The organism is Streptomyces sp. NPDC015171, from assembly GCF_043079545.1.
Lineage (GTDB): Bacteria > Actinomycetota > Actinomycetes > Streptomycetales > Streptomycetaceae > Streptomyces.
On record NZ_JBIBUO010000014.1, the window covers coordinates 200,939 to 214,519 of the forward strand.

The following is a 13,581-nucleotide window of genomic DNA, read 5'->3' on the forward strand; positions in this document are numbered from 1 at the left end:
GCGCGGTGCTCCTCGCCGACGGCGGTAGCGGTTCGGGTGCTTAAGCCCATTTCAGCCGCTGCCGCCGCCCCGGGCACCTCGAAGGCGGCGGATGTCCGTCCGCGTGTCGCGCTGCGGGCAGTAAAAAGCCCTGGCTGGACGGGGGAGGCCAGCCAGGGCCGTATGCGGTGACGCGAGGAGTGGGGAACAGCGATTCCGCGCCACTCCCGCATCACGTATGTATGAACGATAAACCATCTGCTGTGCCTTTGGGTACCAAAAAGCGGGTCAGGTGACCTGTTTCACTCCGTCGGCCTGCTCCGGTTCCGCGCCCGGCGAGACGATCTCCTCCAGCACCCGCAGCACCGCCTCGTACGCCCGTGCCCGGTCTCCCGCCTCCCGTGCGGCCTCCGGATCGGTCGCCGCCAGGCTCTGCTCCCGCTCCCGCCAGGCGCGCTCCTCCGAGGCCGCGCGCCGGCGGCCCCGCAGGATACGCCGCAGCAACTCGTCCGCGTCCACGACATCCCTCATACGACATCCCTCATGCCGGCCGGGTACCCGCGCGACGCGGAGTGATGACAGCGGAATCGAGGGTGTTTGACCGCGCCCTCAGCGGTCAGCCGGTGGAAAAGAGAGAGCCATGCAGTCCGAGCACCTCCCGAAACGGAAGGGAGGCTCGGCCAGGACCGGGACCGCTGTCCCGGCCGTGCCCTGAAACCACGTTCAGGAGCGATTCCGCATGCTGACCGACTTGTCGACAAGCCGTTCCGGCACCACTGCCCCCGCCGACCCGCCCGCCCGCCACCACCACGAGGACGCCCCCGAGACCGCGGAGCTGTTCGCCAGACTGGCGGGCCTGCCCGACGGCCCCGAGCGGGACGCCGTACGCGACGCGCTCGTCACCGCCTGGCTGCCCATGGCCCACCGCATCGCCGGCCGGTTCCGCGACCGCGGCGAGGCCGTCGAGGACCTGCGCCAGGTGGCGGCGCTCGGACTGGTGAAGGCCGTCGACCGGTTCGACCCGTCCCGCGGGGCCTTCGAGAGCTACGCGGTACCGACGATCACCGGCGAGGTGAAACGCCACTTCCGCGACCGGATGTGGGCGCTGCGGGTGCCCCGCCGGGTGCAGGAACTGCGCAACCGGGTGCGGCTGGCCCGCCGCGAACTCGCCCAGAACCCCGACGGCCCCGCCGAACCCGGCATCGCCGAGATCGCCGCCTCCACCGGCCTCGCCGAGGAAGAGGTACGCATCGGCATGGAGGCGCTGGAGAGCTTCAGCACCCTCTCGCTGGACGCCGAGCTGTCCGCCGCCGACGACGGCTACAGCCTCGCCGACACCCTGGGCTCCGCCGACACCTCCTACGACGTGGTGGTCGACCGCGAGGCCGCCAAGGAGGGGCTGCGCCGGCTGCCCGAACGCGAGCGGACCATCCTCTACATGCGCTTCTTCGAGGACATGACGCAGAGCCGGATCGCCGACCAGCTCGGCATCTCCCAGATGCACGTCTCCCGGCTGATCAGCCGCAGCTGCGCCCGCGTCCGCGACGAGGTGCTCGGCGGCCCCGGCACCGGCAGGCCGTGAGCACCGCTCACTTCCGCGGCTGCGTGGGCCCGCCGGGCACGCCCAGCGGGCGGGCCAGACCGGAGACCGCCTCGTCCAGCCGCTGCAGATGGCGCAGCACCCGGTCGGTCACCCGCCCGTAGCGCGGGGTGCCCAGGGTGCCCGGCTCCAGCATCGACGCGATGCTGGGACCGGTCTCGATCTCCGCGGTGGACCGCGGGTCCGCGACACGCGCGGCGATCACCTCGATGTTGTGCAGGATCCGCCCGCACGCGCCGCGCAGCCGGGGGTCCGCCGCGATCGACGGATGCGTGGGCAGCAGCTCGGCCGTGGCCGCGAGGGAACGCCCGTGGTACGCGCAGGTCTCCAGCAGCGCCACCACGTACCGGGCCGTGTCCCGGCGCGAGCGCTGCGGCGCGATCGGATGCGTCAGCGGCTGGGTGGCCGCCCGCAGATCGGCCAGCGCCTGGTCCAGCTCGCGCGCCTGCTCCACCAGATCGCCGCCCGACCCGCCGCTCAGCTGGTCGACCGCGCCCCGGGTGACATCGGCGAGCCGGTCCAGGACCGCCACCAGCAGCTCATTGGTACGACGGTCCGTGCGGACCGGCAGCACCAGCGCGGCGGCGATCACCCCGCAGGCCGCGCCGAGCGCCGTCTCCTCCACCCGCAGCACCAGCACCGCCGTGCTGTACGTGTTCAGCAGCGTGTAGAGCAGCCCCAGCATCGCCGTGACGAAGAACGACATCAGCGTGTACGACAGGGGCGCGGTGTAGAACATCGCGAAGATGAACAGCAGCACCAGCCCGAACGCCGTCCAGGTGTGGTGCCCGACCAGGCCGGCGAGCCCGATGCCGGCCACCACCCCGAGGACCGTGCCGAGCAGCCGCCGGTAGCCCTTCACCAGGATCTCGCCGGTCGAAGCGGTGTTGATGAACACGATCCAGCAGGTCAGCACCGCCCAGTACCAGCGCTGACCGGACAGCGGCTCACCGCCGGCGATGGCCAGCGAAGAACCCACCGCGACCTGGACCGCCGCCCGGGTGGTGGGCCGCTTCAGACCGGTCGGCTCCGGCTCCTCCGGTTCGCTCTCCTCGCTGATCTCGATCGCCGCGTCCTCGGCGTCCAGCTCCTCGCGCGAGCGGGCCGTCGCCGGGGAGTCGTCGGACTGGTCCTCGTCCCGCGGCCCCTCCAGGGCCATCCGCAGACCGAGCGAGGCCCGGGCCGTCTCGCCGAGGCCACGGAAGACGTCCTGCACCGCCGGGGAGGCGTCGGGCAGGTTCTCCTCCTCGCGGTAGCCCAGCAGCCGGTTGCGCACCTGGGCAAGACCGGCCCCCGACGCCTCGCCGGCCGGCCGCAGCATCAGCAGCCGCAGCGCCCGCAGGTCCCGGTGCAGCGTGGCCGTCGCCTCGTCCCGCTCCGGCAGTTCGCCCACGGAGGACAGCGTGGCGCCCGGCAGGTGCAGGGTCAGGGTGTCGGTCCGCTCGGCGCTGCGCGCGGTGAGCAACAGCAGTCCGAGCCGCTCGGCCGCGATCTCGGCGTCCGCGATCCGGCGCTGCAGCAGCCGGGCCACCGCCGGGTCCGAGGTGCCGTCCTCGAGCCGGCCCTGGATCATCAGCGCCGTCTCGTGCAGCCGCGCGGTCCCGGTGCGCAGCTCCTCCAGCACCTTCTCCGTCTCGTCGGGCCCGGCGTCGAGCAACTCGGCCTGGACGGCGAGGAGCTGGGCCAGCCGGGCCCGGAAGGCCCGCCGCAGCCGGTCCAGCGTGCCCGCCGGGGTCCCCGGCAGCAGCACGAACCGCGCGAAGGCGCTGCACGCGAACGCCACGCAGATGACGCCGTACAGCGCGGGAAGTGTGGACGTCGTCGCGTGCACGAACAAGGAGAGGAAGTAGATCTGGAAGCCGATCAGCCCCAGCGCCGTGCCGCGGTCGCCGAACCGGCGGCTGTAGACCGCGCAGAAGATGAGGACGACGAAGAACACGTCCCCCACCACGACCCACCGGTTGAGCAGGGTGCCCAGCGACACCGAGGCCAGCGCGACCGGCAGGCCGAGCGCGAGCGTGACCGCCTGCTGGCCGCGCTGCTTCTCGCGGATGGCGAAGGTGGCGGCCATCGCCGTCATGGACCCGGCGACCAGCTGGGGCACCGGGACGCGCAGTGCGGCGAGGACGGCGAGGGCGAGGGCGATGGCGGCGACCGTGCGCAGTCCCGCGGCGAGCCGGAGCAGTCCGGGATCGGACGCCGCCAGCCGGTCCCACATCCGTACCCGTACCGACCGTCCCGCTGCCCTCACGCCGCCGCGCTCTCTCCCGTTGCCCTGCAATGATCTCCGCCCAGCATCGCACGCGGGCCGCGGCTACCTGCTCCCGGCCAGCGTGGCTGCCACCAGGGCGTTGGCGTGCCCGTGGCCGAGACCGTGCTCGGACTTCAGCCAGCCGACCAGCTCCATGTGCTGCGTGAGCGGCGAGGAGCGGATCAGCTCCTGCCACTCGCCGACCGGGCGGCCGTACTTCTTCTCGATCGCGGGGAAGTAGCTCGCCGGGCCCTTCACGGTCTTCTCGGTCATGCCGGTGTGTCCCTCCGTGTGATGTGATCCGATCACCTGAGTGGACCGCCGGTCCGGTGCGCAATGATCGGCGGCCCCTCGGTGATCCCGGTCACATCAGGGCTGGTCGGCGGCGGTGCTCGCCACCCGGGCCCGCACCTGTTCCGGCGTCAGGTACGAGTCGGTGAACTCGAAGTCCTTCAGCCGGGCCGGCCTGCGGGCCTGGAAGCCGGTGCGGACGAAGTCGTCGCCCGCGACCGCGTTCAGCAGCCAGTTGGTCATCACCCGGGTCTTGGCGACGTTGGTGCGCAGCGCCGACCAGTGATAGCCGCGGGCCACCGCCTGCGCCGCGATCCCGCGCAACTCGATGCCCAGCGGCTTGGACACCGCGTCCTTGCCGCCGAGATCGACGACGAGCCCCAGGTCCTTGTGCTCGTACGGCTTCAGCGGCTGGCCGCGCAGCGCCGCGATGACGTTGTCAGCGACCTTCCTGCCCTGCCGCATGGCGTGCTGCGCGGTGGGCGGGCAGACCGCGCCCTCCTGGCCCTTGGCCAGGTCGGGCACGGCGGCCGAGTCGCCGAGCGCGAACACCCCGTCGTGGCCCGGCAGCGTCATCTCGGCGGTCACCGCGAGCCGGCCGCGGACCGTCTCGGCGCCGAGCGTACCGATCAGCGGGCTGGCGACCACGCCGGCCGTCCAGATCAGGGTGTGCGTCGGCACCACCCGGCCGTCGGTGAAGGTGACCTCCTCCGGACCGGCCTTGTCGATGGACACGCCCAGCGAGACGTCGACGCCGCGCCGCTTAAGGATCTCCTGCGCGCTGCGGCCGAGCTTGTCGCCCAGCTCCGGCATCAGCTTGGGCGCGATGTCGATCAGATGCCAGCGGATCAGGCGCGGGTCGAGGCGCGGATAGCGCTGCACGGCCGCGTGGGTCAGCCGTTGCAGACAGGCCGCGGTCTCGGTGCCCGCGTATCCGCCGCCGACCACGACGAACTGCAGCCGCGCGGCCTTCTCGGCCGGATCGTCGCTGGCGTCCGCCAGGTCGAGCTGGGTGATCACATGGTCGCGGATGTAGGCGGCCTCGGCGAGGGTCTTCATCCCGAAGGCGTGCTCGGTCAGGCCCGGGATGTCGAAGGTGCGGGTCACGCTGCCCGGCGCCAGCACGATGTAGTCGTAGGGCTCGTTGACGATCTTGTCGTTGAGGGTGCGGACGACGCAGACCTTCGACCGCAGGTCCACGCCGATCGCGCCGCCCGGCAGGATCCGGGTGCGGTACTTCTTGCTCCGGCGCAGGCTGATGGCGATCGACTGCGGAGTGAGCACCCCGGAGGCGACCTGGGGCAGCAGGGGCAGGTAGAGCTGGTAGGAGTACGGCGTCACCAGCGTGACGTCGGCCTCGTCGGGGGCGAGCTTCCGCTCCAGTCGGCGGACGCAATCGACTCCGGCGAAGCCGGCGCCGACCACCAGGATCCTGGGTCGTGTCACGGTGTCCATCCCTTTCTGCGGCTCCAGGCGGTCAGGCTCGTCCTCGCTCGCCCGCCCCGGATCGCCGCCCACCGGCTCCGATCCCACCGTGCCTCCAGCCGTTCCGCCAGCTGGCCGCGGCAGGCAGACGAACGCGTGGGGACCAGCATGCCCCCACTCATGAGGGGAGTAACCGGTTGACGCACACCTACACGTCCTACCTCGGTCACCAGGGCAGGAACGCGTGGATGTCCTTGCCGTCCTCGTGCACGACGACGCTGACCTGGATGCACAGCGTGTGCACCAGATGCCAGCCGATGCCGCCACCGCCGGTGCGCGGGTGGAAGGGCCGCGGCTCCGGCCTGGTCCGGCTCGTGTCACGCATCGTCACATGCACCCCGTCGAAGGTGCGGCGCATGCGCAGACCGAAGGGGCCGGGCGCGTACTGGATCGCGTTCGCTGCCAGCTCCGTCACGACGAGCAGGATGTCGTCCCAGTACTCGTGGGCGCCCGGCGGCACGTCCTGCGCGAGCGTGCGCAGGAACTCCTCCGCCGCCAGTCGTGCACCCGTGACGTTCGACAGCTCGCCCGGGAAGGAGAACGTACGCCCGTACTTCTCCTCCTGGGGAGATGTGTCGTCCCAACGCGGCTCCGTCGCCATCTCGCATTCCCCGGCCCCGGCCGGGAGGCCCGGCTCGGCCCCTGCGACCGGGACGGTCGTCGTTGCTGATCACTCGCCGCCCTCCGGGTTCCCCCGACGGCGCGGCTTTATCCGTCCCCCCGGCACCGTACGGCACACCCGCTCAGCGGAACACGTCGTCCGGCTCGTCCCATTCGGCCGGCTCCGGCAGTTCGGGCCGCGACCGGGCACGCGCCTCGTACATCGCCTCGATCTCGGCCGCGTAGTGCTGCACCACGGCGTCCCGGCGCAGCTTCAGCGACGGCGTCAGCAGCCCGTCGACCGCGGCGAACGGCTCGGGCAGGACCCGGTGGACCCGGATGGACTCCGCACGCGACACCGCGCTGTTGGCGGAGGCCACGGCCCGCGCGATCTCCTCCCGCAGCGCGTTCTCCTCCCGGCTCTCCCGGCCCGGCGGGTCGCCGTGCAGCCCCAGGCCCCCGCGCCAGTGCGCGAGGAACTCCGGATCCAGCGTGATCAGGGCGCCGACACAGGGCCGGTCGTCACCGATCACCACGGCCTGGTGGACCAGCGGATGCATGCGCAGCCGCCGCTCCAGCAGAGCCGGCGCCACGCTCTTGCCCCCGCTGGTGACGATGATGTCCTTCTTGCGCCCGGTGATGGTCAGATAGCCCTCGGAGTCCAGGCGCCCGAGGTCCCCGGTGGCCAGCCAGCCGCCGCGCAGCGCCGCCCGGGTCGCCCGCTCGTCGCTGATGTAGCCCTGGAACACCGAAGGACCGCGCACCAGGATCTCCCCGTCGTCGGCCACCTGGACCTGGGTGCCCGGCAGCGGCTGCCCGACGGTTCCGGACTTCTCCCGGCCCAGCGGCTGCATGGTGATCCCGCCCGAGGCCTCGGTGAGTCCGTACCCGTCGTGCACGTGGACGCCGATGCCCTCGTAGAACAGGCACAGCTCGCGGCTAAGCGAGGAGCCGCCGGAGGTGCCGCGCAGCACCCGCCCGCCGAGCGCGGCCCGCAGCCTGCGGTACACCGTCCGCTCGTACAGGGCGTGCTGGAGCCGCAGATCGAGCCCAGGACCCGGCCCGTTGCCCAGCCGCGACCGCTCCTCGGCCGCCGCGAAGTCCCGTGCGGTCTGCGCCGCCCGCTCGAACAGAGCACCCCGGCCCGCCTGCTGGGCGGTGCGCAGAAACGTCTTGTAGAGCCGTTCGAACACCGACGGCACACCGTACAGGTACGTCGGCCGGAAGGTGCTCAGGGCCGCTGCCAGCGCCGCCTCGGTCAGCTCCGGCTCATGCGCCATCAGCGCCCCGCCGCGCACACATGTCACCATGATCATCATGCCGTAGACGTGCGAGAACGGCAGGAAGGCCAGCACCGAGGGCTGTTGGCCCGGGGGTGCCGCGGCGTGCGCCCAGCCGGCCAGCAGGGTGTCGCAGGGGTAGGCGAGGCCGCGGTGGCTGAGCGCGCAGCCCATCGGACGCCCCGAGGTGCCCGAGGTGTAGACGACGGCGGCCGTGGAGTCCGGCAGCACGATCCGGCGCAGAGACTCCACGGTGGTGTACGGGACCACCGCCCCGCGCTCGACCAGATCGGGCAGGGCGCCCGCGTCCAGCTGCCAGACGTGCCGCAGCCGCGGCAGCCGGGTGCACACCGTGCCGACGGTCATCACGCCCTGCTCGTCGTCCACGACCACGGCCACACAGCCCGCGTCCCGCAGCATCCACTCGACCTGCTCCCGCGAGGAGGACGGATGGATCGGCACGACCTCGGCGCCCACGGCCCACAGCGCATGGGCGAACACCGTCCACTCGTGGCGGGTCCGGGCCATCACGGCCACCCGGTGGCCGGGGGAGAGGCCGGTGGCGATCAGGCCCTTGGCCAGCTCGACCACCTCGTCCCGCAGTTCGGCCGCCGTCACCACCTCCCAGCCGGCCGCAGCGGGACCCGCGCGGCGCGCGAGCACCGGCAGCGTCGGATTCCGGTCCGCCGCGGCGAAGACGCTGTCGGCGAGACCGCCGGTGAGCGGCGGGGCGATTGCTGGAGCGAGGGCGACGTTCCGCATGCGCTGCTCCTGGGTACGGAGGGTCACTCCGCCGATCGGCTCGGTGTCGGCGGTGCTCGAATGTAGCCCAGGTAAGCGCGTTCGGTACCGGGAACGTCGAAGTCGTGATCGGCTGATGACGCGGATGTGTCCCGCGGTCCCCCGCGCCGGTACCCGCGACCGCCGCCGGGCGGGACGCTCAGCCCTGGGTGCGGCGCACGCACTCGGTGACGACGTCCCGCAGACTGCCGGTGCGCTCCAGCAGCGCGAGCTGCTTGCGCGCCCCGTTGCCGGTGCGCAGCAGCTCCTCGACGGCCTGGGAGGCACGGACCGCGTCTCCGCTGTCGGTGAGCGCGTCCCCGGTGTACTCCAGCACGGAGCGAAGGACGTGCGGGGCGGGCCGCGGCCGCAGGGTGACCGGGTCGAGCAGGTCCTTCTCCAGGCCGAAGCGGGCGGCCTGCCAGTCGGCGAGGCGCAGCATGCTCACATCGGCCCCGGACGCGGGACGGCCCGCCCGCCACTCACGCGCGGCGGTCTCCACCAGGGCCCGTACCAGCGTCGCGATCAGCACGGCGCTCTCCGCGCACAGGCACACGTCCGCGACCCGTATCTCCACCGTCGGATAGCGGGCGGACAGCCGCGCGTCGAAATAGGCCATCCGCTCGTCCAGGATGACCCCGGTGGCCACCATGTCGGCCACCCGCCGGTGGTACCGCTCGGCGGTACCGAACGGCTCGGTCGGCCCGGCCGACGGCCACCGGTTCCACACCCGGCTGCGGTAGCTGGCGTACCCGGTGTTCCCGCCCTGCCAGAACGGGGAGTTCGCACTGATCGCCCGGAGCACCGCCAGCCACGGGCGGAGCCGGTCGAGGACGGCGATGCCCTCCTCGTCGGACTCCACCGACACATGGACATGACAGCCGCACACCAGCTGGTCCCAGGTGGGGATCCCGAACCGCCCCGCCAGCCACTGGTAGCGCTCGTTCACGCTCAGCGAGGGGCTGACCGGCAGCGGCGAGGTGGCCAGCGCGGCCACCCCGCAGCCGATCTGCCCGGCGTGCCGGGCCGCCTCCTTGCGGCAGCGGACGATCTCCTCGCCGAGGTCCGCCATGTCCGACTGCGGATGCGTGGCGAACTCCAGCATCTGCCCGAACAGCTCCGGCTCGAACACGTGCTGACCGGGATCGTCCAGGGCGGCATGGGCGAGGACGGCGGCCGCCAGCGCCTTCGGGTCGCCGAAGTCCGGATCGACCAGAAGGAGCTCTTCCTCCACTCCGACGGTGCGCACTGATGCCGCCCTCCTGTCCGGGCCACGAGGGGCAGTCGCGGTCTCATGACACCGTCTGCCCCTCCGGCGACCGCCGACACCTGCGGCGCTCAGCGCCGCGGCGTCAGCCAGACGGTGGCCAGCGGCGGCAGCGTCAGGCGCAGGAACCCGTCCTCCGGCTCGGCCGGCCCCTCGGTGCCGACACCGCCGCCGCCGTAGCGTTCGTCGTCGGTGTTCAGGACCTCGTGCCAGCCGGAGTACCCGTCGGGGACCGGCAGCCGGTAGCCGTGCCGTACGACGGGGGAGAAGTTCGACACCGCGAGCAGCGGGGCGCCGTCCGCGGCGAACCGCAGGAACGCCAGGACGTTGTCGTCCGCCGCGTCGCACAGCACCCACCTGAAGCCGCCCGGGTCGGTGTCCCGCTGCCACAGCGCCGGCGTCGCCCCGTACACCGTGTTCAGCTCCCGCACCAGATCCCGCACACCCCGGTGGTCGCCGGCGGAGTGGTACTCGTCGCCGAGCAGCCACCACTCCGGGCCGTGCGCCTCGGACCACTCGGCGCCCTGCGCGAACTCCTGCCCCATGAACAGCAGCTGCTTGCCCGGGTGGGCCCACATGAAGCCGAGGTAGGCCCGGTGGTTCGCGCGCCGCTGCCACCAGTCGCCCGGCATCTTCGACACCAGCGCCTGCTTGCCGTGCACCACCTCGTCGTGCGAGATCGGCAGCACGTAGTTCTCGCTGTAGGCGTACACCATCGAGAAGGTCATCTCGTCGTGGTGGAACCTGCGGTGCACGGGCTCCTTCTGGATGTACTGGAGCGAGTCGTGCATCCAGCCCATGTTCCACTTCAGACCGAACCCGAGTCCGCCGCTGTCCGTCGGCCGGGTCACCCCGTCCCACGCGGTGGACTCCTCGGCGATGGTCACCACGCCCGGGCAGCGCCGGTACACGGTGGCGTTCATCTCCTGGAGGAAGGCGACCGCGTCGAGGTCCTCCCGGCCGCCGAACACGTTCGGCGCCCACTGCCCGGAGTCCCGCGAGTAGTCCAGGTAGAGCATGGAGGCGACGGCGTCCACCCGCAGCCCGTCGATGTGGAACTCCTCGCACCAGTACACCGCGTTGGCCACGAGGAAGTTGCGCACCTCGGTCCGGCCGAAGTCGAACTCGTACGTCCCCCAGTCCGGATGCTCGGCCCGCCGCCAGTCCCCGGGCTCGTACAGCGGCTCCCCGTCGAACCGGGCCAGCGCCCAGTCGTCCTTCGGGAAGTGCGCCGGCACCCAGTCCATGATCACGCCGAGGCCGGCCCGGTGGCAGGCGTCCACGAAGTACCGGAAGTCGTCGGGGGAACCGAGCCGGGGCGTGGGCGCGTAGTACGACGTGACCTGGTACCCCCAGGAGCCGCTGAACGGATGCCCGGCCACCGGCATCAGCTCCACGTGGGTGAAGCCCATCTCCCTGGCGTACGCCGGCAGCTGCTCGGCCAGCTCACGGTAGGTCAGGCCGGGCCGCCAGGACGGCAGATGCACCTCGTACACCGAGAACGGCGCCTGGTGGACCGGGGTGTCGCCGCGCCGCGCCAGCCACTCGGCGTCGCCCCACGCGTAGTGCGAGGCCGTCACGACCGACGCGGTGTCCGGCGGCACCTCGGCGGCCCGCGCCATCGGGTCGGCCTTCAGGAACCGCCGGCCGTCGCGGGAGGTGATCTCGAACTTGTACCGGGTGCCCTCACCGATCCGGGGCAGGAACAGCTCCCACACCCCGGACGCGCCGAGCGACCGCATCGGGTACTGCGTGCCGTCCCAGTACGTGAAGTCACCGGCCACCCGCACCCCCTGGGCGTTCGGCGCCCACACGGTGAAGCGGGTGCCGGCCACGCCCTGGTGGACCATCGGCTCGGCCCCGAGCGCCCGCCACAGCTGCTCGTGCCGGCCCTCCCGGATCAGGTGCAGGTCCAGCTCGCCGAGGGCGGGCAGGAAGCGGTAGGGGTCGTGCACCTCCTGCTCGCCGTCGTCGTACGTCACGAGCAGGGTGTACTCGGGGATCTCCGGGCGGGGCAGCACGGTGGCGAAGAGGCCGCCGCCCTCCGACCACATGTCGGTGCGCGCCCCGTCGATCACCACGCTCACCGCGCGGGCGTTCGGGCGCAGCGCCCGGAACAGGATGCCGCCCGGCACCGGGTGGGCGCCCAGCAGGGCGTGCGGATCGTGGTGCGCGCCGGCGAGCAGCCGGCCGCGGTCGGCGGGGTCCAGCGGGACCGCCGCGGGCGGCACGGGGCCCGCCGCCTCGATACGTGCGGTGTCACGCAGCGCCATGGGTCAGCCTCCCCACACGGCGAGCCGTTTGATCGCCGCCATCGGAACCGGCAGCCAGTCCGGTCGGTGTCTCGCCTCGTACAGCACCTCGTAGACCGCCCTGTCCGTCTCGTGCGCGCGCAGCAGCGCGTGCTTCTTGCGTGGATCCCAGCCCGCGCGGGCCGCGTAGCCCGCGCAGAACGCCTCCCGGCAGCGCCGCGCCCACTCGGGTCGCCACGGGCGGCGCTGCCGGGCCGCGTAGTCGAAGGAGCGCAGCATCCCGGCCACGTCCCGCACCGGGGACTGCGGGGCCCGCCGCTCGGCGAGCGGCCGGGACGGCTCGCCCTCGAAGTCGATGACGAACCAGTCGCGGCCGGCCCGCAGCACCTGTCCCAGGTGCAGGTCGCCGTGGATGCGCTGGGCCGGGGGCCCGGTGTCGCAGGTGGCGAGCGCCCCGAACGCGGCCTTCAGGCCCGGCACGAAGGGCAGAAGGCCGGGTACGGCGTGCGCGGCGGCGTCGAGCCGCGCGCACATCGCCTCGGCCGTGCGGCCGTTCTCCCCGGGACCGGCCGGCGGGAAGGCCCCGGCCAGCGCCAGGTGCACCTCGGCCATGGCCCGGCCCAGCGCGCGGGCCTCGGCGGTGAAGTCGTCCCCGGCGGCGAGCGCGCGCAGCGCGAGCGACCAGCCGTCGGTGGCGTCCGGGAGGTACGGCTGCAGCACCCCCAGGGTGGCCGGGCGCGGCGCCGTCGTGGTGAACCAGGCCACCGGCGCCGGTACCCGGGCGCAGCCCTGCGCGGTCAGCGCCGCCGGCACCTCCAGGTCCGGGTTGACGCCCGGCTGGACCCGCCGGAACACCTTGAGGATGTACGCGTCGCCGTACACGATCGAGGAGTTGGACTGCTCGGCGTCCAGCAGCCGCGGCGGGAGACCGCCGGGCAGCCGGGCGGACGGGTCCGCCTCGAACCTGAGCGGGCCCGCCGCGCCGGGCTGCCGCAGCCGCTCCAGCAGCAGATGGGCCGCGCGCGGGTCGTGCAGCGCGTCGTACACCGCGAGCCCGGCCAGCGGGCCGTCCTCGGCCCGCCCGATGTACGCCCGCTCCAGCCGCGGGGCGAGGTGCGGGCGCAGCCCCAGCAGCAGCTGGTAGCAGTCGCCGGGCGGGGGAGTGCCGCCGGGGGCGGGCACCGGCGCGTGCGAGGCGTGCACCAGCAGGTGCAGACAGCCGGGGAACAGCTCGGTCACGGACAGCACCGACAGATCGGTGACGGGCCGGTCCTTGCCCGCGAACCAGCGCTGCCTCGGCAGCCATGCGCGCAGCATCCCGCCCAACGAGGCCAGCAACCCGTGGGACCCGGTGGCGGTTCTCGGTCGGGAGGTGATGGTCTTCGCCATGGTGACGCGTCCTTTCCTCGGCGCCGGACGGGTCAGCGGCGGCCGATGCGGGATGCGACTCGGGTGAGCCGGAACCAGTAGAAACCATGGCCCTGCAGGGTCAGCAGGTACGGCAGTTCACCGATGGCGGGGAAGCGCACCCCGCCGATCAGCTCGACCGGATGCCGTCCGTCGTAGGCCCGCAGGTCGAGTTCGGTCGGCTGGGCGAAGCGCGAGAAGTTGTTCACGCACAGCACCAGGTCGTCGCCGTATTCGCGCAGGAAGGCCAGTACCGCGGGGTTGGAGGACGGGAGTTCCGTGAACGAGCCGAGTCCGAAGGCGGGGTTCTGCTTGCGGATCTCGATCATGCGGCGGGTCCAGTGCAGCAGCGACGAGGGCGAGGACATCGACGCCTCGACGTTGGTGAC

Annotated in this window: 11 protein-coding genes; 1 reads left to right on the forward strand and 10 read right to left on the reverse strand. The window is 72.7% G+C overall.

Annotated features, from left to right (window positions below):
- Positions 1–267: 267 nt before the first annotated feature.
- On the reverse strand, positions 268–510 hold the full coding sequence (locus ACF073_RS32020) for a hypothetical protein (protein ID WP_392074927.1): 243 nt from the start codon (positions 508–510) through the stop codon (positions 268–270).
- A gap of 208 nt (positions 511–718) precedes the next feature.
- Here ACF073_RS32020 and ACF073_RS32025 point away from each other — a divergent pair, with 208 nt between their 5' ends.
- Complete coding sequence (locus tag ACF073_RS32025; RefSeq protein ID WP_392074928.1) at positions 719–1,561, forward strand: SigB/SigF/SigG family RNA polymerase sigma factor; 843 nt, start codon at positions 719–721, stop codon at positions 1,559–1,561.
- Positions 1,562–1,568: 7 nt separating this feature from the next.
- Here ACF073_RS32025 and ACF073_RS32030 read toward each other — a convergent pair whose 3' ends face one another.
- From ACF073_RS32030 to ACF073_RS32070, 9 genes are all read right to left on the reverse strand, one after another.
- Positions 1,569–3,797: an FUSC family protein gene (locus tag ACF073_RS32030; RefSeq protein WP_392074943.1), complete on the reverse strand. Its 2,229-nt coding sequence runs from the start codon at positions 3,795–3,797 to the stop codon at positions 1,569–1,571.
- 96 nt (positions 3,798–3,893) lie between these two features.
- Entirely contained in the window at positions 3,894–4,103 is a 210-nt protein-coding gene (locus ACF073_RS32035; protein WP_392074929.1) for a DUF4287 domain-containing protein, read from the reverse strand.
- 96 nt (positions 4,104–4,199) lie between these two features.
- Positions 4,200–5,576, reverse strand: a complete 1,377-nt coding sequence (locus tag ACF073_RS32040; RefSeq protein WP_392074944.1) for an NAD(P)/FAD-dependent oxidoreductase — start codon at positions 5,574–5,576, stop codon at positions 4,200–4,202.
- A 196-nt stretch (positions 5,577–5,772) separates the two neighbouring features.
- Positions 5,773–6,207 (reverse strand): ATP-binding protein, encoded by a 435-nt coding sequence (locus ACF073_RS32045; RefSeq protein WP_392074930.1) that lies wholly within the window; start codon positions 6,205–6,207, stop codon positions 5,773–5,775.
- Positions 6,208–6,349: 142 nt separating this feature from the next.
- A complete protein-coding gene (locus ACF073_RS32050) occupies positions 6,350–8,248 on the reverse strand; it encodes an AMP-dependent synthetase/ligase (protein WP_392074931.1) in 1,899 nt (632 codons plus the stop codon).
- Between the two features lie 178 nt (positions 8,249–8,426).
- On the reverse strand, positions 8,427–9,515 hold the full coding sequence (locus ACF073_RS32055; protein WP_392074932.1) for a glutamate--cysteine ligase: 1,089 nt from the start codon (positions 9,513–9,515) through the stop codon (positions 8,427–8,429).
- Between the two features lie 89 nt (positions 9,516–9,604).
- Positions 9,605–11,806 (reverse strand): 1,4-alpha-glucan branching enzyme, encoded by a 2,202-nt coding sequence (gene glgB, locus ACF073_RS32060; protein WP_392074933.1) that lies wholly within the window; start codon positions 11,804–11,806, stop codon positions 9,605–9,607.
- 3 nt (positions 11,807–11,809) lie between these two features.
- A complete protein-coding gene (locus ACF073_RS32065; protein ID WP_392074934.1) occupies positions 11,810–13,174 on the reverse strand; it encodes a maltokinase in 1,365 nt (454 codons plus the stop codon).
- Positions 13,175–13,206: 32 nt separating this feature from the next.
- Positions 13,207–13,581: alpha-glucosidase C-terminal domain-containing protein (locus tag ACF073_RS32070; RefSeq protein ID WP_392074935.1), on the reverse strand; the 375-nt coding region annotated here is incomplete at its 5' end.

Coding starts and splice junctions, on each gene's coding strand:
- ACF073_RS32020 (WP_392074927.1), bottom strand. CDS start 510: ATGAGGGATGTCGTGGACGCGGACGAGTTGCTGCGGCGTATCCTGCGG.
- ACF073_RS32025 (WP_392074928.1), top strand. CDS start 719: ATGCTGACCGACTTGTCGACAAGCCGTTCCGGCACCACTGCCCCCGCC.
- ACF073_RS32030 (WP_392074943.1), bottom strand. CDS start 3,797: ATGTGGGACCGGCTGGCGGCGTCCGATCCCGGACTGCTCCGGCTCGCC.
- ACF073_RS32035 (WP_392074929.1), bottom strand. CDS start 4,103: ATGACCGAGAAGACCGTGAAGGGCCCGGCGAGCTACTTCCCCGCGATC.
- ACF073_RS32040 (WP_392074944.1), bottom strand. CDS start 5,576: ATGGACACCGTGACACGACCCAGGATCCTGGTGGTCGGCGCCGGCTTC.
- ACF073_RS32045 (WP_392074930.1), bottom strand. CDS start 6,207: ATGGCGACGGAGCCGCGTTGGGACGACACATCTCCCCAGGAGGAGAAG.
- ACF073_RS32050 (WP_392074931.1), bottom strand. CDS start 8,248: ATGCGGAACGTCGCCCTCGCTCCAGCAATCGCCCCGCCGCTCACCGGC.
- glgB (WP_392074933.1), bottom strand. CDS start 11,806: ATGGCGCTGCGTGACACCGCACGTATCGAGGCGGCGGGCCCCGTGCCG.
- ACF073_RS32065 (WP_392074934.1), bottom strand. CDS start 13,174: ATGGCGAAGACCATCACCTCCCGACCGAGAACCGCCACCGGGTCCCAC.